Origin of the sequence: Delftia sp. JD2, from assembly GCF_001682645.1 — a bacterium.
GTDB classification, from domain to species: domain Bacteria; phylum Pseudomonadota; class Gammaproteobacteria; order Burkholderiales; family Burkholderiaceae_C; genus Comamonas; species Comamonas acidovorans.
The window spans coordinates 18,165-37,823 of the sequence record NZ_LFJT01000047.1; the positions used below are offsets into that span (position 1 = coordinate 18,165).

The 19,659-nt window shown below is 68.5% G+C and carries 20 protein-coding genes; 6 read left to right on the top strand and 14 right to left on the bottom strand.

The features are described from left to right. Nucleotides 1-30: 30 nt before the first annotated feature. Together ACM14_RS21880 and ACM14_RS21885 are read left to right on the top strand one after the other, a co-directional pair. On the top strand, nt 31-1,278 hold the full coding sequence (locus ACM14_RS21880) for a phenylacetate--CoA ligase family protein (protein ID WP_063327372.1): 1,248 nt from the start codon (nt 31-33) through the stop codon (nt 1,276-1,278). A 241-nt stretch (nt 1,279-1,519) separates the two neighbouring features. Next, nucleotides 1,520-2,509 (top strand): tripartite tricarboxylate transporter substrate-binding protein, encoded by a 990-nt coding sequence (locus ACM14_RS21885; RefSeq protein WP_012203083.1) that lies wholly within the window; start codon nt 1,520-1,522, stop codon nt 2,507-2,509. Between the two features lie 109 nt (nt 2,510-2,618). On the opposite strand, the gene ACM14_RS21890 is transcribed toward ACM14_RS21885, so the two are convergent. Both ACM14_RS21890 and ACM14_RS21895 read right to left on the bottom strand, forming a co-directional pair. Beyond that, nucleotides 2,619-3,134 (bottom strand): hypothetical protein, encoded by a 516-nt coding sequence (locus ACM14_RS21890; RefSeq protein WP_016446600.1) that lies wholly within the window; start codon nt 3,132-3,134, stop codon nt 2,619-2,621. A gap of 64 nt (nt 3,135-3,198) precedes the next feature. Next, a complete protein-coding gene (locus ACM14_RS21895; protein WP_065347316.1) occupies nt 3,199-4,101 on the bottom strand; it encodes a LysR family transcriptional regulator in 903 nt (300 codons plus the stop codon). Between the two features lie 123 nt (nt 4,102-4,224). On the opposite strand from ACM14_RS21895, the gene ACM14_RS21900 reads away from it, so the two are divergent. After that, on the top strand, nt 4,225-5,208 hold the full coding sequence (locus ACM14_RS21900) for an aldo/keto reductase (protein WP_065347317.1): 984 nt from the start codon (nt 4,225-4,227) through the stop codon (nt 5,206-5,208). A gap of 22 nt (nt 5,209-5,230) precedes the next feature. Here ACM14_RS21900 and ACM14_RS21905 read toward each other — a convergent pair whose 3' ends face one another. The 3 genes from ACM14_RS21905 to ACM14_RS21915 all read right to left on the bottom strand — a co-directional run bounded on the left by ACM14_RS21905 (nt 5,231) and on the right by ACM14_RS21915 (nt 7,555). Beyond that, nucleotides 5,231-5,560: a DUF1840 domain-containing protein gene (locus tag ACM14_RS21905; protein ID WP_013804357.1), complete on the bottom strand. Its 330-nt coding sequence runs from the start codon at nt 5,558-5,560 to the stop codon at nt 5,231-5,233. A 33-nt stretch (nt 5,561-5,593) separates the two neighbouring features. Next, complete coding sequence (locus ACM14_RS21910) at nt 5,594-6,865, bottom strand: class I SAM-dependent methyltransferase (protein ID WP_175403294.1); 1,272 nt, start codon at nt 6,863-6,865, stop codon at nt 5,594-5,596. An 81-nt stretch (nt 6,866-6,946) separates the two neighbouring features. Continuing rightward, nucleotides 6,947-7,555, bottom strand: coding sequence for a hypothetical protein (locus ACM14_RS21915; protein ID WP_065347319.1), 609 nt, complete (start codon nt 7,553-7,555; stop codon nt 6,947-6,949). Between the two features lie 22 nt (nt 7,556-7,577). Here ACM14_RS21915 and ACM14_RS21920 point away from each other — a divergent pair, with 22 nt between their 5' ends. After that, nucleotides 7,578-8,849: an aminopeptidase gene (locus ACM14_RS21920; protein WP_065347320.1), complete on the top strand. Its 1,272-nt coding sequence runs from the start codon at nt 7,578-7,580 to the stop codon at nt 8,847-8,849. Here ACM14_RS21920 and ACM14_RS21925 read toward each other — a convergent pair. After that, nucleotides 8,801-10,228 carry an ATP-binding protein gene (locus tag ACM14_RS21925; RefSeq protein ID WP_065347321.1) on the bottom strand — a complete coding sequence of 476 codons (1,428 nt, stop codon included), beginning with the start codon at nt 10,226-10,228 and terminating at the stop codon, nt 8,801-8,803. The two genes, ACM14_RS21920 and ACM14_RS21925, sit on opposite strands and share 49 nt — an antisense overlap. After that, nucleotides 10,221-10,895, bottom strand: a complete 675-nt coding sequence (locus ACM14_RS21930; RefSeq protein ID WP_013804362.1) for a response regulator transcription factor — start codon at nt 10,893-10,895, stop codon at nt 10,221-10,223. The genes ACM14_RS21925 and ACM14_RS21930 overlap by 8 nt, the downstream gene beginning before the upstream one ends. Before the next feature lie 136 nt (nt 10,896-11,031). Between ACM14_RS21930 and ACM14_RS21935 the strand changes: the two genes are divergently transcribed. Beyond that, complete coding sequence (locus ACM14_RS21935; RefSeq protein ID WP_065347322.1) at nt 11,032-12,789, top strand: phosphoethanolamine transferase; 1,758 nt, start codon at nt 11,032-11,034, stop codon at nt 12,787-12,789. 24 nt (nt 12,790-12,813) lie between these two features. Here ACM14_RS21935 and ACM14_RS21940 read toward each other — a convergent pair whose 3' ends face one another. The 6 genes from ACM14_RS21940 to ACM14_RS21965 all read right to left on the bottom strand — a co-directional run bounded on the left by ACM14_RS21940 (nt 12,814) and on the right by ACM14_RS21965 (nt 17,656). Further along, nucleotides 12,814-13,299, bottom strand: coding sequence for a nucleoside deaminase (locus ACM14_RS21940; protein ID WP_065347330.1), 486 nt, complete (start codon nt 13,297-13,299; stop codon nt 12,814-12,816). A 14-nt stretch (nt 13,300-13,313) separates the two neighbouring features. Further along, nucleotides 13,314-14,081 (bottom strand): ABC transporter permease, encoded by a 768-nt coding sequence (locus ACM14_RS21945; protein WP_012203071.1) that lies wholly within the window; start codon nt 14,079-14,081, stop codon nt 13,314-13,316. A gap of 16 nt (nt 14,082-14,097) precedes the next feature. Beyond that, nucleotides 14,098-14,940, bottom strand: a complete 843-nt coding sequence (locus tag ACM14_RS21950; protein ID WP_012203070.1) for an ABC transporter ATP-binding protein — start codon at nt 14,938-14,940, stop codon at nt 14,098-14,100. A gap of 68 nt (nt 14,941-15,008) precedes the next feature. Then, nucleotides 15,009-16,046, bottom strand: a complete 1,038-nt coding sequence (locus tag ACM14_RS21955; protein WP_065347323.1) for an ABC transporter substrate-binding protein — start codon at nt 16,044-16,046, stop codon at nt 15,009-15,011. A 55-nt stretch (nt 16,047-16,101) separates the two neighbouring features. Further along, the gene (locus tag ACM14_RS21960; protein ID WP_065347324.1) at nt 16,102-16,617 is read right to left on the bottom strand and encodes a nucleoside deaminase; all 516 of its coding nucleotides are present in this window, start codon (nt 16,615-16,617) and stop codon (nt 16,102-16,104) included. A 10-nt stretch (nt 16,618-16,627) separates the two neighbouring features. Beyond that, entirely contained in the window at nt 16,628-17,656 is a 1,029-nt protein-coding gene (locus tag ACM14_RS21965) for an ABC transporter substrate-binding protein (protein ID WP_043780730.1), read from the bottom strand. 597 nt (nt 17,657-18,253) lie between these two features. Here ACM14_RS21965 and ACM14_RS21970 point away from each other — a divergent pair. After that, entirely contained in the window at nt 18,254-19,276 is a 1,023-nt protein-coding gene (locus ACM14_RS21970; protein WP_065347325.1) for an isopenicillin N synthase family oxygenase, read from the top strand. Between the two features lie 82 nt (nt 19,277-19,358). Here ACM14_RS21970 and ACM14_RS21975 read toward each other — a convergent pair whose 3' ends face one another. Further along, nucleotides 19,359-19,613, bottom strand: a complete 255-nt coding sequence (locus ACM14_RS21975; protein WP_012203065.1) for an acyl-CoA-binding protein — start codon at nt 19,611-19,613, stop codon at nt 19,359-19,361. Nucleotides 19,614-19,659 lie beyond the last annotated feature (46 nt).

Here is a 19,659-nt window from a genome sequence, read left to right on the forward strand (position 1 = left end):
GCCCCAGACCCTTCTTCCACAGGACTAGCCATGAGTGCCTTCTACGACGCGCTGGAGACGCGCACCCCTGACGAACGCGAAGCGGCGCTGCTGTCCGCCCTGCCCCGGCAGATCGCCCATGCGCAGCAACACTCTGCCGCCTTCGCCCAGATCCTGGACGGCGTCGACGCCACGCAGATCACCAGCCGCGAGGCCCTGGCCCGCCTGCCGGTGACGCGCAAGTACGAGCTGCTGCAGCGCCAGGCCGAGCAGCGGCCCGCGCAGATCTTCGGCGGCTTCAACGCCATTGGCCTGGGCCAGCCCATGCCGCGCCTGTTCTGCAGCCCCGGCCCCATCTACGAGCCCGAAAGCCGCCGCCCCGACTACTGGCGCATGGCGCGCGCGCTGCATGCCTCGGGCTTTCGGCCCGGCGAGCTGGTGCACAACTGCTTCAGCTACCACTTCGTGCCCGCGGGCTCGATGATGGAAAGCGGCGCCCATGCGCTGGGCTGCACGGTGTTCGCAGGCGGCACGGGCCAGACCGAGCAGCAGGTGCAGGCCATGGCCGACCTGCGGCCCGCCGGCTACGTGGGCACGCCCAGCTTCCTCAAGATCATTGTGGAAAAGTCCCTGGAGATGGGCCTGCCCATCCCCTCCGTGACCAAGGCCATGGTCTCGGGCGAGGCCTTCCCGCCCTCGCTGCGCGACTGGCTGGCCGAGCGCGGCATCGCGGGCTACCAGTGCTACGCCACGGCCGACCTGGGCCTGATCGCCTACGAGACCGAGGCCCGCGAAGGCCTGGTGCTGGACGAGCAGGTCATCGTCGAGATCGTGCGCCCCGGCACGGGCGACCCGGTGGCCCCCGGCGAGGTGGGCGAGCTGGTGATCACCACGTTCAACCCCGACTACCCGCTGATCCGCTTCGGCACGGGCGACCTCTCTGCCGTGCTGCCCGGCCAGTGCCCCACGGGCCGCACCAATGCGCGCATCAAGGGCTGGATGGGACGCGCCGACCAGACCACCAAGGTGCGCGGCATGTTCGTGCACCCGGGCCAGATTGCCGACGTCGTGCGCCGCTTCCCCCAGGTGGGGCGCGCGCGGCTGGTGGTCACGGGCGAGATGGCCAACGACCAGATGCAGCTGCTGGTCGAAACCCGCGAAACCTCACCGGGCCTGGCCCAGCAACTGTCCGATGCCGTGCGCGAAGTCACCAAGCTGCGCGGCGATGTGCAGATGGTGCTGCCGGGCACCCTGCCCAATGACGGGAAGGTCATTGAAGACGCGAGGTCGTACAAGTAGCCACCGAGGCGCGGGGACGGCGGCCTCGCCGCCGAGCAGCATTCGCAGACCCTGAAAACATGACGCCTGTCAAGACTCCCAGGGTTTGCACTAGATCAATGGCAAGGGAATCTGCTGCGGCGCAATAGAAACAATTCTTAAAATCCGTCTCCTCGTGCATTCGGTTTCTCTTGCGTGTTTGCCCTCGAAGGCAAATGCGCATCGCCCCCTATCATTTGCACGCTATTTACTTGGAGACACTATGAAAGCATTGTTCAAGATCGCAGCCATTGCGCTGGCAGCCGGTGCAGCCCTTGGCGCCCACGCGCAGGACTATCCTGCCGCAGGCAAGACGATCACCCTCATCGTGCCGTTCACCGCAGGCGGCCCGACCGACAAGGTGGCCCGCGATCTGGCCGAGTCCATGCGCAAGCAGTTGAACAATGCCACCATCGTGGTGGACAACGCCGACGGCGCCGGCAGCACCATCGGCACGGCCAAGGCCGCACGTGCCCGTCCTGACGGCTACACGCTGCTGATCAACCACATCGGCATGTCCACGATCCCGTCGCTGTACCGCAAGCTGTCGTTCAACGTGCTCAACGACTTCGAGTACGCCGGCATCATCAACGACGTGCCCATGACCCTGATCGGCCGCCCCAGCCTGCCGGCCAAGAACTTCGCCGAGGTCAAGGACTGGATCGGCAAGAACCAGGGCAAGGTCAACCTGGCCAATGCCGGCATCGGTTCCGCCTCCCACCTGTGCGGCCTGATGCTGCAGGCGTCCATGAAGACGGAAATGACGCCCGTGCCCTACAAGGGCGCCGCCCCCGCGATTGCCGACCTGATCGGCAACCAGGTGGACCTGCTGTGCGACCAGACCACCAACACCACGGGCCAGATCACGGCCAAGAAGGTGCAGGCCTATGCCGTCACCACGCCCAAGCGCCTGACCATGCCCGCGCTCAAGGACCTGCCGACGCTGGCCGAAGTGGGCGTGCCCGACTTCCAGGTCACCATCTGGCACGGCCTGTACGCACCCAAGGGCACGCCGGCCGACATCGTCAAGAAGGTCAACGAGGCCATGAAGGCCGCCCTGAAGGACCCCGAGTTCATCAAGCGCCAGGAAGCCCTGGGCGCCGTGATCGCCAGCGACGGCCGCATCGAGCCCGAAGGCCACAAGAAGTTCGTCCAGGCCGAGATCGAGAAGTGGGGCAAGGTCATCAAGGCAGCCGGCACCTACGCCGACTGATCCCGAGGACCACCACCGCGACGGATCGCCCGGTTGCAACCACGATCAAGCCCGGCTTCGGCCGGGCTTTTTCGTTGGCGGGAGCCGCGCGACAGCAGAGATGCAGGGCTCAGGGCGCCGGCCCGCGCAGCGCCATCACGGCCTGCCAGCTGCCGCCGCGCTGGCTTGCGTTGTAGAGGTTGCTCTGCGTGTTGCCGGGACCTTCGTAGTAGCTGCCGCGCATCAGGCATTGCGATCCCGAGGCCGTGCAGTGCACAAGCTCGACGCCGAACATCAGCGCCGGCCGGCCGCTGGCCCGGTCCAGCACCTGCTCGCCGCCCTTGCCCACGTCGCAGGCCGAAGCCGGCCGCACCTGGCTCTGGCCGCTGAGCAGGGCCAGCGTGCCGGCATCGGGGTCCAGCAGCGCCCAGCCCCGGCCGTTGCCTATGCAGTAGGCCGCCGCCTTGGGGCCGAGGTTGGAGGCGTTGTCCAGAAACAGCAGCGAATACACGGCAGCCGCCGCTCCCGGGGGCGCCTGCGGGCCGGTGGGCGCCTTGGGCCTGTCGGCGCATGCGGCCAGTGCCAGCGTGGCGGCCAGCGCGCCCAGCCAGGGCAGGAATCGGGAGGAATGACGGAGGCGGTGCATGGAAGTCCTTTCTTTCTCGCAATCTGCGTGCGTGTTTAACACGGCGCGCGGCCCCTGCTGCGGCTCAGGCCGGGCCTTCGAGTTCCGCATGCCGCCGCTCGAACAGTTCAATGAGGTGGTCGGCCACGGCCCGTACGCGCCGCGAATGGGCAAGGTCGGCATGCATGGCAAGCCAGATCGGCTGGTCGGCGCCCAGCTGCGGCTCCACGCAGACCAGCCCCGCCTGCCGCGCCAGGAAATGCGGCAGCACGGCCAGGCCCAAGCCCGCCCGGGCCGCGGCCAGCTGCGCGGACAGGGTGTTGGTCTCCAGCCGGCAGGGACGCCCGCGCAGGGCGCGCGCCATCCAGCGTGCGGCGGGCAGGTGGGCATGGCTGTCGTCCCAGCCGATGAAGGCATCGCCCTCGAACGGGTCCGAGCCGTGGATGCCCGCGCTTCCGTTTCCGCCTGCGCGGCCTTGCACATAGCCGGCCGATCCGTACAGGCCGAAGCCCAGCGTGCCCAGGCGCCGTATCGTGAGGTGGCCGGCCTCGGGCTGGGTCATGCGCACGGCCAGGTCGGCGTCGCGCCGGTGCAGATTCAGCGTCTGCACGCCGCTGACCAACTGCACGCGCAGACCCGGGTGGCGGGCGAACAGAGGGACCAGCGAGGGCGCGATCAGCGGGTTGGCCAGGTTCTCGGCCGTGGCCAGCCGCACCACGCCCGCCACCTGTGCCTGACTTTGCGCGGCATCGCCCAGGGCCTGGGCCGCCTGCTCCAGCGCCTCGGCAGGGGCCAGCAGCGCCTGGCCGTCGGCGGTGAGCCGATAGCCGCTCTGGTGGCGGCTGAACAGCGGCATGGCCAGCGCAGACTCCAGCCGATCCAGCCGGCGCGAGACCGTGGCCACGCCCAGCCCCAGCGCGGCCGAGGCACCGCTCAGGCTGCCGGCGCGGGCAATGGCCAGGAAGATGCGGGCGTCGTCCCACTGCAATGGAATGCTCCTTTGTTTTCGGGAATGTTTTCCGAAAATGGAAGATCAAAGCGCGATTTTGTCAGTAGGCAAGGCTGCTTCGGAAAACCATACTGGCCCCTTGTTTCAGCAAGAGGATATGCAATGCAACAACGCAAACTTGGCCACGATCTGCAGGTATCCGCCCTGGGCCTGGGCTGCATGGGCATGAGCGAGTTCTATGGTCCGCGCGACGACGCCCTGGCGCTGCAGGCGCTGGACCATGCCGTGGAGTCCGGCATCGATTTCCTGGACACGGCCGATGTCTACGGGCCGCACCACAACGAGGAGCTGATCGGCCGCTTCCTGGCCACGCGCCGCCCGCGCGTGAAGATCGCCACCAAGTTCGGCATCGTGCGCAAGGCCGGCGAGTACCGGCGCAGCATCGACAACAGCGCGCAGTACGCACGGCAAAGCTGCGAGGACTCGCTGCGGCGCCTGGGCGTGGAGCGCATCGACCTGTACTACGTGCACCGCGTCGATGCCACGCGCCCCATCGAAGAGACCATGCAAGGCCTGGCGCAGCTGGTGCAGGAGGGCAAGATCGCCCGCATCGGTCTGTGCGAAGTCAGCGCGGCCACGCTGCGCCGCGCCCATGCCGTGCACCCGGTGACGGCCGTGCAGACCGAGTATTCGCTGTGGACGCGCGAGGTGGAGGAAGAGGTGCTGCCCGCCTGCCGCGAGCTGGGCGTGGGGCTGGTGGCCTATTCGCCGCTGGGGCGCGGCTTTCTCACGGGGCGTTTTCATGGCGGCACGGCCTTCGAGCAGGGCGATTTCCGCGCCAGCCTGCCGCGCTTTCAGCCGGGCAACATCGACACCAACCAGGCCCTGGTGGGCGCCGTATCGGCCCTGGCGCAGCGCAAGGGCAGCACGCCCGCGCAGATCGCCCTGGCCTGGCTGCTGGCCCAGGGGCCGGACGTGGTGCCCATTCCGGGCACCCGGCGCATCGCCCATCTGCAGGACAACCTGGGCGCGCTGTCCGTGGCACTGACCCCCGCCGAGCTGGACGAGCTGCGGCGCGCCAGCGACGAGCTGCCCGTGGCCGGGCAGCGCTATACGGAGGAAGGCATGAAGGGCATCAACGCCTGAAGGGGCCGGTGGTGCCGCCGGCTTACCAGGTGACGTCGCTGTTCTCGGCGGCGCTGCGTCGCAGCATGTCGATCATGGGCGCGGCACGCTGGCGCAGGCTGACGGCGTCGCGCGCGCCCGCTGCGGCGCTGTCCTGCTCGCCGTCCTGGGACTCGTCTTCATGGCTGGCCTTGCGGCGGGCGTCGTCGTCGGCGACGGCGGCCTCCAGCGCCTCTATGGCGGCGGGAATCTGCTGCACCGTGATGATGCCGCTGGCGCCGGGCGTCTTGCCGACGATCTCCAAGACCTGGCGGCCATTGGATTCGAGCATGATGACGTCGGCCGTGGCACGGGACTTGAACTTGTAGAGCATGGCTATCCTTTTTCTGTGTGGCGTGTCATGCACTCAGCGGTACATGTACTCGCGGTTGAAAGCATAGTCCGATTGAGCCCCCACCATGGGTCCCGACTGCAGCCGTCCATCGGGATGTGTGCACAGCATCTGGTGCAGGGCGATCCAGCCGCGCTCGAATCCCATGGCGCAACCCGCCAGATAGAGCCGGTAGGCGCGCAGCACCTTGGCGGCACCTTCGGCATCGGCATGCTGCTCAAGGATACGCTGCGCCTGCGGCAGCCGGGCTTCCAGTGCGTCGGACCAGTTCCACAGCGTGCGTGCGTAGTGGGGCCGCAGGTTCTCCGTGTCCACCATTTCCAGCCCGCTGTGGCCCATGTCGTGCAGCACGCGGCTCACATGCATCAGCTCGCCGCCGGGGAAGATGTAGCGGTCGATGAACTCGCCCATGCCCGCGCCCAGCTCGGTGTTGTCCACGCCGCCCGCCGTGATGCCGTGGATCAGCGCCATGCCGCCCGGGCGCAGCAGGCGGTGCACGGTCTGGAAGTACTCGGGCAGCTGGGCCTGGCCCACATGCTCGAACATGCCCACCGAGCCTATCTTGTCGAAGGGCTGGGCGGGCGCCAGCGCGCGGTAGTCCAGCAGTTGCATGTCCACCTTGCCCTGCAGGCCGCGCTCGGCAATCAGCTGCTGCACGTAGCGGTGCTGGTTGTGCGAGAGCGTGATGCCCGTGGCCGTGACGCCGTAGTGCTCGGCCGCCCACAGCAGCAGCGCGCCCCAGCCCGCGCCGATGTCCAGGAAGCGCTCGCCGGGCCGCAGGTCCAGCTTGCGGCAGATGTGCTCCAGCTTGGCCTCCTGGGCCTGTGCCAGCGTCATCTGCGGATCGCGGAAGTAGGCGCAGGAATAGACGCGGCGCGGGTCCAGCCACAGGCCGTAGAAGTCGTCGGAGATGTCGTAGTGGAACTGGATCTGCTGGGCGTCGCGCGCCAGCGTGTGCGCGGCCATGGAGCGCATGCGGGCCATGGCATGCCCCCACCAGTGCGATGTGCCGCGCACCGGATCGGACTGCAGCAGGCTGGCGGCCACCGCCATCACGTCGCGCATGCGGCCGTCGATGCGCACCAGCCCTTCCACGATGGCACTGCCCAGTGTCCCTATCTGCCCGGCCGCCAGGCTGGCGATGGCCGACATGGTCTGGAAATGCAGCACCACCTGCGCATCCGCAGGACCAGCGCGCTGGCCGGACGGCAGGATCACGGCCACGGGGACAGGGAGAGACGCCAGCCGCGCCTCGATGGAGCTCAGCACTTGTGTCATGGCGTTCATTTTTGACAGCAAGGCGCACTGCGTCAATCGCAGCCTGGGCTGTGCATGGCGGGGCATGGCGCTCCGCCACAGCGGGAGTGATCAGGCGATCAGCTGCCTGTAGTCGCGCCGTGTCTGATCCGTCACCGAAGCAAGCACTTGCTCGAAGGGCGTCTTGTGCCGTGCGACCAGCCGCAGGGATGCCACGGCGCGCGATTTGCAAAACCAATGACAGGTGTACTGCATGAGCAACAGCTCGGCCGTCATCGTGAAGGCGCGCGCACGACGTTCGTCCTCGTTGCGGCTGTCGGCCACGCGCACGGAGGCAATGCCGCGCGCATGCAGCTGCATGGCGTCGCGCAGATCGAAGGACGACGAGGGAAAGAGCCGGTCCAGATAGGGCAGCGCCACGGGCAGCGTGCTCACGCGCGTGAGCTGCGGATCGGCCGTGGCCATCTCCTTGGCAAAGCGCTGGAACTGCTCGGCCAGGTTGGCCTCGGTGTTGTCCAGCACGGTCCAGATCTGGGCACGGCGCTGCTCGTCGTTCTCACCCAGGACGCGCAGATAGCCTTCGATCAGGCCGCCCATCAGCTTCTCGATCTGGAATCGCCCCAGATACTGGGCCAGCAGCAGGGTATGCCGACGCTGTTGCTGCGTCTTGAGCAGGTAGATTGCGATGAAGACAATGATCGCCAGCGTGAAGAAGTCCATGAAAGCAGCAAGGGGGCCAAGGGTGCGAGAAGGCTTGAGTGTAGTCAGGCGCGGCCTGCCCGCGATTTTGGTGGGCATAGGCCTGCTGCTGGGCGGCTGTGCCAGCCGTGGGGCCGGTGGCGACGGGCTGGGCTATTACTGGCAAAGCCTGCGCGGGCAAATGCACCTGCTGCAGGCCAGCCGCCCGATTGACGACTGGCTGCAGGACGAGAGCCTTGCGCCCGCACTGCGCGAGCGCCTGCTGTCGGCCCGGCGCATGCGCGCCTTTGCCGTGGAGCGCCTGGGCCTGCCCGACAACGCCAGCTACCGCCGCTATGCCGATCTGCAGCGGCCGTTTGCCGTATGGAACGTGGTGGCCGCGCCGCCCGACAGCCTGGAGCTGCACCGCTGGTGCTTTCCCGTGGCCGGCTGCGTGGGCTACCGGGGCTACTTTGCCGAGGCCGACGCCATGGCCCAGGCACGGCAACTGACCGACCAGGGCCTGGAGTCCGGCAGCTACGGCGTGCCCGCCTATTCCACGCTGGGCTACCTGAACTGGCTGGGCGGCGATCCGCTGCTCAACACCTTCATCGGCTGGGGCGAGGGCGAGTTCGCCGGCCTGCTGTTCCACGAACTGGCCCACCAGGTGGTCTATGTGGCGGGCGACACGGCCTTCAACGAATCCTTTGCCACCACCGTGGAGCGCCTGGGCACGCCGCTGTGGCTGGCCACCGAGGCCGGCCCCGCCGCCCGCGCACGCTGGGATGCAGGCCAGCTGCGGCGCGCGCAGTGGCGGGCGCTGACCGGCCACACGCGCCAGGCGCTGCAGCAGCTCTACCAGGACCCGCAGCAGCGCGGCCCCGCCATGGCGCAGGCCAAGGCGCAGATCTACCAGCAGTTCCGCAGCGACTACGCCGCGCTGCGCGCGCAATGGCGCAGCGCCGATGCGGCCCTGCTGACCACCGATGCACAGCGCCAGCTCTACGACCGCAACCAGGCGCGGCTGGACCAGTGGGTAGCCGATGCCAACAACGCCAGCTTTGGCGCGCTGGCCGCCTACGACGACTGGGTGCCTGCCTTCACCGCGCTGTGGAAAAAGGCGCAGACCCAGGCGCCGGCCCAGGCCGGCGGCGAGGCCGCCCAGGGCTGGCAGCGTTTCTATGCCGAGGTAGAGAAACTGGCCGCCCTGCCTGCCTTGCAGCGCAACACAAGGCTGTGCGGTCTCATGCCCGCCGATGCGCTCCTGCCGCCTGCCTGCGCCCCGGATCAGGCCGGGGCGTCGGAATCCGCGGACGGATCGCGCCCCGGCAACTGAATGCGTGCCAGCAGGCCGCTGGAGCAGCCAGGCAGCGGCGACTGCAGCTCCAGGCTGCCGCCATGCTGGGCCACGATCATGGACACGATGGACAGGCCCAGGCCGTAGCCCGGCGACGCCAGCTCCCGCACGGTGCCCTGGGGCAGGCGCAGGTCGTCCACATGGCGCACATGGCGCTCGCGCGCGGTGCTCAGCGCCGCCGCATCCATGCCCGGCCCCTCGTCGCGCACCTGGACGGTGTGGCTGTCGCAGACTTCGAGCAGCACCTCCGAGCCATCGCTGTAGCGCAGCGCGTTCTCCACCAGGTTGCGCAAGGCGATGGCCAGCGTGTCCACATCGCCCGCCACCGGACCGCAGGGCTGCTCGGGCAGCACCACGTCCAGCCGCAGCTGGGTGGATTCGTCCTGCTGCCAGAACTCGGAGGCCACCATGCTGGCCAGCGCGTCCAGCCGCATCTCGTCCTGCGCCAGCGCCGAGCCCGAGGCCGCGCGCGACAGCTGCAGCAGCTTTTCCGTGCGCTGGCGCAGCCGCTCCAGCGCCTCATAGGCCGCGCGCACATCGGTGTTGTCCACGCCCCTGTCCAAGGCCGTCTGCAGGCGCAGCGTGGCCACGGCCAGCGGAGTGCGCAGCTCGTGGGCCGCATTGGCAGCCATGGAGCGCTCCACCTGCAGCGCATGCGACAGGCGCTGCATCAGGTGGTTGATGCCCCGGCCCAGCCGCCACAGCTCGCGCGGCATGGCGTCCAGGTCCAGCGGCTCCAGGTTGGAGCCGCCGCGCTCGCTCAGCTGCAGCTGCATGTCGCGCAGCACGCGCAGGCGCCGCCGCGCGGTCACGCGCAGTGCCCAGCCCATGAGGGCGAGCATGACCAGCATCACCGCGCCCAGCGCCAGCAGCGCCCGCTGCAGCGCCTCGCTGCGCTCGACCATGGGATCGGCCAGCATCAGGAACAGCGGCTGCCGGGGATGGGCCACCACATAGATGCGCCAGCCCTCGCGTTCGTAGAAGCCCTCGCGCATGGGCACGGCAAAGGCTGCCACGGGGGCGGCCTGGGTGCGCAGCAGCACGTTGCCGCGGCCGTCCTGCAGCTGGTAGACCAGATCCTCGGCCTCGTCGCCCGGCTGCGAGGCCACATGCGGGCGCTGCACGCCCTCGCGCGAGTGGTCCTCCTGTTCCAGCTGGTGCACGGCCACCTCCAGCAGGCGGTGGCCGCTGTCGATCATTTCCTGGTCGAAGTTGTGGTGCACGATGTGGCTGACATACCAGGCCAGCGCCAGCACGCAGGCCAGCCAGACGGCGGCCAGGGCCAGTGTCAGCTCGCGGGCCAGCTGGTCGGCCAGACGGGGCGGCAGCGCCAGGCTGTAGCGCTGCGGCTCATCCATGCTCAAGGGCCAGGCGGTAGCCGGTACCGCGCACGGTCAGGATGCGGTCGCGCCCGAGCTTGCGGCGCAGCCGGCTGATGAACACTTCCAGCGTGTTGCTGTCGGCCTCGGCATCGAAGCCGTAGAGCGCATCGAGCAGATGCTCGCGCGCGTGCACACGCTGCGGCTGGGCCGTGAGCACGCGCAGCAGCGCCCATTCCTTGGGCGTGAGCAGCAGGGTGCGGCCGGCATCGCGCACCATTTCGCGGGCCAGGTCGATCTCCAGCGTGCCCATGCGCAGCACGGCGTCCTGTCCGGCCTGCATGCCGCCGCCGCGCCGGCTCACGGCGCGCAGGCGGGCCAGCAGTTCCTCGGGGTCGTAAGGCTTGACCAGATAATCGTCGGCCCCCGCGTCCAGCCCGCGGATGCGGTCGCTGACCTGGTCGCGGGCCGTGAGCACGATGGTGACGGGAGGCTGCTCCAGCCGGCGCAGCGTGGGCATGAGCGCCAGGCCGTCGCCGTCGGACAGGTGCAGGTCCAGCAGCACGGCCGCGTAGCTGGCACCGGCCAGGCAGGCGCGCGCCTGGGCCAAAGAAGGCACGCTGTCGATCAGAAAGGCCTTGGAGCGCAGATAGCTGCCCACCGCCTGGGCCAGTGCCTCATCGTCTTCGACCAGCAGGATTCGCATGGGAGGCTGGGCCTTCGCACATCAGGGTGTGCACCGGGTAGGGTGCGCAACAGAGGGGACGGGAGGGGTTCAAGCTGAACGGAGTCTGAACGCGGGGTTCAGATGTTCTTAAGCTGCGAATTCTACGCTCGCGGCCATGTCAGAACGCCTGCTCGCCCGCCCCCCCTTTGCCGGCTCATCCGGCACCGGCCAAGCCCCGGCCCCATCTTCTGCCCAGCCTGCCCCCGCCAGCCTCCCGGCACGGCTGCGCACGGCCTGGAGCGCCCCGCGCTCGCCCCAGGCCGTGGCCGTGGTGCTGGCGCTGTGGCTGCTGGCCACCGCGAACTGGGCGCTGTGGCTGCGCCTGCCCCACCTCGAAGGCTATGACGGCAGCCTGGCCACCCTGGTGCTGCGGCTGCTGCCCCTGGGCCTGGGCGGCATCCTGCTGCTGCTGTCGCTGACGGCCTGGCCACGCGGCATGAAGCCGCTGTGGATCGCCCTGCCCTGGATTGCCGGCTCGGCCCAGTACTTCATGACCGCCTACGGCACGGTGATGGACGGCGGCATGATCAACAACATCCTGCAGACCGACCTGCGCGAAAGCAGCGACCTGTTCAACCCCCAGCTGCTGCTGCAGCTGCTGCTGGTGGCCGGCCTGCCCACGGCCTGGCTGCTGCGGCTGCGCATCATCCGCCCGCGCCGCAGCACGCAGACGGTGCTGCGCACGCTGGGGCTGCTGGCCGCCTCGGTGGTGCTGCTGGCGGCCTCGGTCTTTGTCTCGTACCGCGAGCTGGCCCCCGTGATCCGCAACAACCTGTGGATGCGCCACATGCTCAACCCCGTGAGCCCCGTGCTGGCCTCGCTGGACGCGGTGCTCAAGCCCATCCTGCGGCCCAAGCGCCCGTTTGCCAGCATTGCGGCCGGCGCCACGCTCGGCGCCACCTACGCGGCCGAGCGCAAGCCACCGCTGTTCGTCATCGTGGTGGGCGAGACGGCGCGCGCCGCCAACTGGGGCCTGAACGGCTATGCCCGCGACACCACGCCCGAGCTGGCCAGGCGCCAGGTGCTCAACTGGAGCAACGTGACCTCCTGCGGCACCAGCACGCGCGAATCCGTGCCCTGCATGTTCTCGCACCTGGGCCGCACGGGCTTCTACAAGAGCAAGGTGGACTACGACAACTTGGTGGACGTGCTGTACAACGCCGGCCTGGCCGTGCTGTGGGTGGACAACCAGGCCGGCTGCAAGGGCGTGTGCGAACGCATTCCCAACGCCAGCACGGCCGACCGCCTGAACACGCCCGACGGCAAGGCCCTGTGCTCCAGCGACGGCGAATGCCTGGACGGCATCCTGCTCAGCGGCATCGACGAACGCATCGCCGCCCTGCCGCGCGAGCGCCGCGAGCGCGGCGTGGTGCTGGTCATGCACGAGATGGGCAGCCACGGCCCGGCCTACTACAAGCGCTCCACGCCCGAGACCAAGGTCTTCCAGCCCGAATGCCTGACCAATGCGCTGTCCAGCTGCACGCGCGAGCAGGTGGTCAATGTCTACGACAACTCCATCCGCTACAACGACCACTTCCTGTCGCAGACCATCGACTGGCTGGCAAGCCAGCAGTCGCGCTACCAGACCGGCATGGTCTACATGTCGGACCATGGCGAGTCGCTGGGCGAGATGGGCATCTACCTGCACGGCATGCCCTACGCCATGGCGCCCGACGAGCAAAAGCACATTCCCATGATTGCCTGGCTGGGCAACCTGGGCGAGCGCACCGGCGTGTCCGAGCGCTGCGTGCGCGGCCAGCTGGACGCGCCGCTGTCGCACGACAACCTCTACCACACCACCCTGGGCCTGCTGGACGTGACCAGCCCCACCTACCAGAAGCCCCTGGACGCGCTGGCCGGCTGCCGCAGTTGAGCGGGCGCGGGGCGCAGCCGCCGTTCAGCGCTGCTGCCAGAAGCCCCGGTGCGGCTCCAGCATCTCCTCGTGCAGCGCAGGCACCGGACCGATGACCTGCACGGCGCGCTGCCCGCGCGCGAAGACCTCGCGGCAAGGCAGGGACAGCGTGGGATTTTCGGGATGGTCGCCCGTCAGCGCCATCAGCGCCGTTTCCTCGGCGCCGTAGAGCACGCGGCCTATGCCGGCCCAGTAGATGGTTCCGGCGCACATGGCGCAGGGCTCGAAGGTGGTCACCAGGGTGCACTGCGCCAGGTAGGCGCCCGGATAGTTGGCGGCCGCCGTGCGCGCCAGCGTGGACTCCGCATGGTTCACCGTGTCGATGTTGCCTTGCTCGGCCAGCACGGTCTCGCCGTCGGGCGCCAGCAGCAGCGCGCCAAAGGGGTGGCGGCCCATGGCCATGGCCCGCCCGGCCACGGCGCCTGCGCGGCGCAGATGGCGGGCAGCCTGTTCGTCGGTCAGGGGCGTCATGGCCGGATTCTCCATCACTCGCCCTGCGAGCCGCGCCGGGCCCAGCCCGTGGTGCGCTTTTCGATGGCGCTGAACAGCTCGTACATCACCATGGCCATGGCGCCCACCACGATCAGGCCTGCAAAGGCCAGGCCCATCTGCATGGACGAGCCGGCCGACACAAGCAGGTAGCCGATGCCTTCGTTGGCCGCCGTCATCTCGCTGACCGTGGTGCCCACGAAGGCCAGGGTGATCGCCACCTTCAGCGAGCCGTAGAAGTAGGGCATGGAGCGCGGCAGGCCGACCTTGATCAGCACGTCCCAGCGCCGGGCGCCCAGCACGCGCAGCACATCCTCCAGCTCGGGCTCCAGCGTGGCCAGGCCGGTGGCGATGTTGACCATGATGGGAAAGAAGCTGATCAGGAAGGCCGTGAGGATGGCCGGTCCCGCGCCGATGCCGAACCAGACCACCAGGATGGGCACGAAGGCCGCCTTGGGCAGCGCGTTGAAGGCCGTCATCAGCGGATAGAACGCTGCATAGGCCAGGCGCGAGGAGCCGATCAGAAAGCCCAGCAGCACGCCCACCACGATGGCGATGCCAAAGCCCGCCATCGTCACCCAGTAGGTGCGCCAGGCGTGGGCGGCGATGATGCCGCTGAACTCGGCCAGCTGCCGGCCGATGGCCCAGGGGCTGGGGAAGATGAATTCCGAGACCTCGAAGGCCGAGCAGATGACCTGCCACAGCAGGATGACCGCCAGCAGCAGCACCCAGGGCGCCCAGCGTTCCGCGTATTTCTTGTGCATGTGAATCTCCCCCGTTCTATTGTTGGATGGCCGCGCCGGTCTTGCGCATGGCGCCGATGTGGCCGCGCAGCTCGTGCACGATGTCGGTGAATTCGCGCGTGTAGGTCAGCTCCAGCTCGCGCGGGCGCGGCAGCTCGATGTCGCGGCGCACCACGAAGCGGCCCGGGCTCTTGCTCATCACGTACACGGTGTCGGCCAGGAAGACGCTCTCGCGCAGGTCGTGCGTGACCAGGATGACGTTGAAGCGCTGCTCGGCCTGCAGGTCGCGCAGCACGCACCACAGCTCCTCGCGCGTGAAGGCGTCGAGCGCGCCGAAGGGCTCGTCCAGCAGCAGCATCTGGGGCTCGTGGATCAGCGCGCGGCAGATGCTGGCGCGCTGCTGCATGCCGCCCGACAGCTGCCAGGGGTACTTGTCCTCGTAGCCGCCCAGGCCCACCTTCTGCAGCAGGGCGCGCGCCCGCGCCTCGTACTCCTTGCGCTTTTGGCGGAACAGCGAGCGGTGCGGCTCCACGATCTCCAGCGGCAGCAGCACGTTGTCCACCGTGGTGCGCCAGGGCAGCAGCGACGGCGCCTGGAAGGCCATGCCCGAGATCTTCAGCGGCCCGGTCACGCGCTCGCCGTTGACCATGACGCGGCCCATGGAGGGCATCTTCAGCCCCGTGGTCAGCTTCATGAAGGTGGACTTGCCGCAGCCCGAGGGGCCGACGATGGCGATGAACTCGCCGCGCCGCACCTGCAGGTCGATAGCCTCGACCGCGAAGTGGTTGGCGCGCAGCAGCTCCTCGTTGTAGGCAAGCCAGACGTCGCGGAACTCGACGAAGAAGGCGTCGTCATCGCCGTGGGATGTGGAGGAATTCATGGCAGGCAGCAGGCAAGGGCCGGCGCGTCGCCCGCTGGCGCACGCGCACGGTGTCAATCACTTTGTCGTCACTTCTTGGGCAGGATGTTCAGCTCGGCCGCAGACGGCAGGAAGCTGCCGTTCCAGACCTCGGCCGGGTTCACGCGCGTCTTGGTGGCGTAGACATCGGAGACCTGCGACGCCATCAGCGACAGGCGCGTGGGCACGACCTGGCCAAAGCCCTCGGCACGCGCGTCGGCGCTGTTGACCACGGTGTCGATGGCCAGCTGCAGGCGGCGTGTCTCCAGCTGGGTGTTGACGATGCCGTCGCGCTCCTTCACGTAGGCAATGGCCGCGCCCGGGTTGGCGATGACTTCCTTGGCCCCCTTGGCGAAGGCCTGCAGGAAGGCCTTGATGGCGGCCGGGTTCTCCTTGATCAGCTTCGGGCTGGCGATGATGGCGTTGCCGTACAGCTTCACGCCGAAGTCCGCATAGGGCATGACCACCACGTCGGCGGCCTTGATGCCGCGCGCCTCCAGGTTCAGCAGCGAGGTGAAGGTGAAGCCCGTGATGGCATCCACATCGCCGCGCACCAGCATGGTCTCGCGCAGCGGCGGGTCCATGGCCGTCCACTGCACGGTGCCGACCTGGTTGGCCTTGGCGAACAGCGGGAAGGCGCGGCGGCCCGCATCGAAAACGGGCGCGCCCAGCTTCTTGCCGGTGAGGTCAGCCGTCTTGGCGATGCCGCTTTTCTTGAGAGCCATCACCGAGGCCGGCGTGTTGTTGTAGACCATCATCACGGCCACGGGCTTGTTGGGCATGTCCGGGTTGTTGGCCTGGAACTCCATCAGCGCCGCGATGTCGGCAAAGCCCAGGTCATAGGCGCCCGAGGCCACGCGCTGCACCACGCCGCCCGAGCCGCTGCCGGCATCGACCGTGACATCCAGGCCCGCGTCCTTGAAGTAGCCCTTGGCCACCGGCTGCAGGAAGAAGGCAGCCGGCCCCTCGAAGCGCCAGTCCAGCTGGAACTTCAGCGGCGTGGCCGCATGGGCCTGTGTCTGGGCCATTGCCAGGCCCGCGCTGGCGGACAGGGCCAGGACGGTGTGCAGGAACAGTCGTTTTTGCATGGTGGGCTTCCTCTCTGATGGTCAAAAGAAACGGTGGGAACGGAACGGGGCCGGATCAGCTTTTCCAGGCGCCCTGGTGCGATGCGGCGGCCTCGCCGATCAGCGCCGGGCCTATGCATTCGATGGCGTGTGACGAGGCGGCGAACACATCGCGGCAGGACAGCTCGGCATCCTTCTGGTCCAGGCGCTCGCCGCGGAATTCGCGCAGGCGCACCGCGTCTATGCCGTAGACCACGCGGCCGATGGCCGACCAGAAGATGGCGCCCGCGCACATCACGCAGGGCTCGGCCGATGAATACAAGGTGGCTGCGGACAGCGCTTCGCGGTCATGCTGCGGGCTGGCCAGGCGGATGGCCGACAGCTCGGCATGGGCCGTGCAGTCGCCGCTCTCGCCATTGGCGTTGGAGGCCTCGGCCAGCACGCGGCCATCGGCGGCCACGATGAGCGCGCCGAAAGGGCGGTTGCCGCGCTTGCGCGCGCGGTCGGCCATGGCGATGGCGCGGCGCAGGTACAGGCCGTCGCGCTCGTCGAGCGAGGCCTCAAGAGGCAGTGAAGCGGTGGCGTGGTCCATGTGCGATCCCTCAGGCCTTGGCCATGCGCGCGGCCAGCGGCGGCAGCAGGCTGCGGTTGAACAGCGCATCGGCCGACACGGGTGCCTTCAGGCCGAAGGCCTGGCTGACCTGCTCGGCCTGGCGGGCCAGCAGCTGCGGGTCGATGTCGCCCAGGCCGTGGCGCTGCGTATCGGGCGCGGCCAGGTATTGCGAGGTGATGGCCCAGCGCGCCAGTTCCAGCTTTTCATCCAGGATGGGCTCGCGCTGGCGCACGGCGGCCACGGCCAGCGCGGGCTGGGCCAGGCATTCGATGAGGGCGCGGTTGCTGGCGCGCAGGAATCCCGCCACCAGCGCCGGCTGCTCGGCCACCAGCGCGCTGGAAGCCAGGATGGCGTTGCCGTACAGCTGCACGCCCGCATCGGTATAGCGCAGCACCGACAGCTCCTCGGGCTTGATGCGCGCGAACAGCGACACGGCCGAGTCATGGAAATAGGTGGCCGCATCCACATCGCCGCGCACCACCACGTTGTCGCGCGCCGAGAACTCGGTGGTGGTCCAGGCGAACAGGTCGGCCGGCAGGTTCTGTCGCTGCGCAACCAGGGGCCAGACGCGGCGCGTGGACTCCACGGCGGCGGCGGCCACCTTCTTGCCCTTGAGGCTGGCGAACTCGCCCGTGATGCCCCGGTCCTTGCGGCCGATGATGGCGAACGGCGCGCGGTTGTAGTACTGGTAGACGGCCTGCACGCGCGCGGCACCCGCGTTCTGCGCCTGGAACTCGATCAGCGAGCTGATGTCGCCCAGGCCCAGCTGGTAGGCGCCGCTGGCCACCCGCGTGATGGATGCCACCGAGCCCGAGCCCACGTCGATGCTCACGTCCAGCCCCTCGTCGCGGTAGTAGCCCTTTTGCAGCGCCACGAAAAAGGGCGCGGTCTGCGAGGTCACGCGAAAGTCCAGCGTGAACTTCAGCGGTGTCAGCGCCTTGCCCTGGGCGAAGGCGCCGGGCATCACGGCACTGGCAGCGGGAAGGGCGGCGGCGGCAAGGAAATGGCGGCGTTGCATGGTGGAACTCTCAGTCGCTATCAACATGGGGACCGGCCGCTGGCATGGGGCCGGGCGGCTGGCGTGACATGAGCAATTTCCGGGCAACGCGCACTGGGCGCGTGCTGAACGCTTCTACTCGTTCGTCCTTGTATGCAAAGTGCGTACCACCCCCTGAGTCGCTTCGCGCCTTCCCCCTCTCTCGCTTCGCGGGAGGGGGACGACACCCTCGGTGCGGGGCGGCCCTTCCTCGGTGTCACTGGGCTGGGCCGCGCCGGTTTTCGACGCGGCGGGCATGCATCAGATTGGTGCCAGACGGTTCCGATACGGCGCGTGCACCAAGCTGCCCGGCCCTCTTGCACCACGATGGAACGCAGGTGGCCTTGAACCGGCCTGCGCGGGCTGGCGCGCTGTTTGCTTGGGTGGTTGGCAAGAGTAGAAGCGTTCAGCTTGCCGGCCTGTGCCGGCGCGGGTCATTGCTCTTGAAGCGGGTGCGGGAGCGGCGTGGCTGCGACCTGTGCCCTGTCAGCCACTTCAAGAGCGACGGGCGGGATCGGTGTCTTTTTGCGCCGGCCGCCACGTGCCTTGCCACTGCCTTTGCGGCAAAGGAAACAGACCATGAACATGCTTGCCAACCCCACCCTGACTTCGGCACCGGCTTCAGATTACGCGCTGGGTGAACTCGCCAAGGAGGCCCGCATGGGCGGCCAGGGGCAGGAGACGCGCGCACGGGAGGTGCGGGTGATCGATATCTCCGACTTTGACCGCCGCAAGGCCGAGATCGCCGATGCGATCTGGCAGGCCTCGGTGGAGATCGGCTTCTTCCAGGTGTCGGGCCACGGCATTCCCCAGCCCGATATCGATGCGGCCTTTGGGCGTGCCGAGCAGTTGTTCGCCCTGCCGCGCGAGGTGAAGGCGCAGTGGCCGCTGTCGCGCAATGCGGGCTGGGAGCACAAGGCGCAGATCCGGCCTTCCACGCGCACGCCCGACCAGAAGGAGTCCTACCAGATGACGCGCCCGCGCATGGCCGGCCTGTGGCCCACGGAGCAGGAGCTGCCGGGCTTTCAGCAGGCCACGCTGGGCTTTGAGCGCCAGTGCTGGCAGGTGGGCATGCAGCTGCTGTCGTGCTTTGCGCACAAGCTGGGCTTTGATGCGGACTTCTTCACGCGCGCCCACGACCCTTCGGTGCCCGCCTACCAGAGCACGCTGCGCATGCTGCATTACTTCGCGGTCGATCCCGCGCTCAAGGACGAGCTGGGCCTGTGGCGCGCAGGCGCCCACACCGACTTCGACTGCCTGACCCTGCTGTTCCAGCGCGCAGGCCAAGGCGGCCTGCAGGTGCTGCCGGGCAAGGAGATGGAAGGCCAGCAATGGACGCCCGTGGACCCGGTGGAAGGCGTGATCACCTGCAACATCGGCGACATGCTCACGCGCTGGAGCGACGACCAGTTGCCCAGCAACTTCCACCGCGTGCGCAACCCCCTGCCCCATGAATACCAGGGCGCGCGCTACAGCCTGGCCTTCTTCTGCCAGGCCAACGAGGACGCGGTGATCGAAGGGCCGCAAAAGAAGTACCCGCCGATCACGGGCGCGGAATATCTGCGCCAGCGCATCAGCGCGAACTTTTCCAACAAGTACTGAGCCCGGCCGGGACCGTGGCCGGAAACGACAAGGCCCCGGAGTCCGGGGCCTTGTCTGTGTCTGCGATCGGTGGTGGCGCGGATCAGCGCAGCGATTCGATCAGGTCGATGTACTGCTGCTTGGCGTCGTCGGCCGAGGTGTCCTTGAGCTTTTCCCAGGCGTCCCACTTGGCGCGGCCGACCATGTCGGTGAAGCTGGGCTTCTTGGCCTCGTTGTCGCCTTCGGTGGCCTGCTTGTACAGCGCGTAGAGCTTGAGCAGCGTGGCGTTGTCGGGGCGCTCGCTGATCGAGGTGGAGTTCTTGACGGCGGCCTCGAAGGCGGCGTTCAGATCGGACATGGCAGGTCTCCTGGTGGGCGGTTCGTGTAGCGGCACAGTGTAGCCA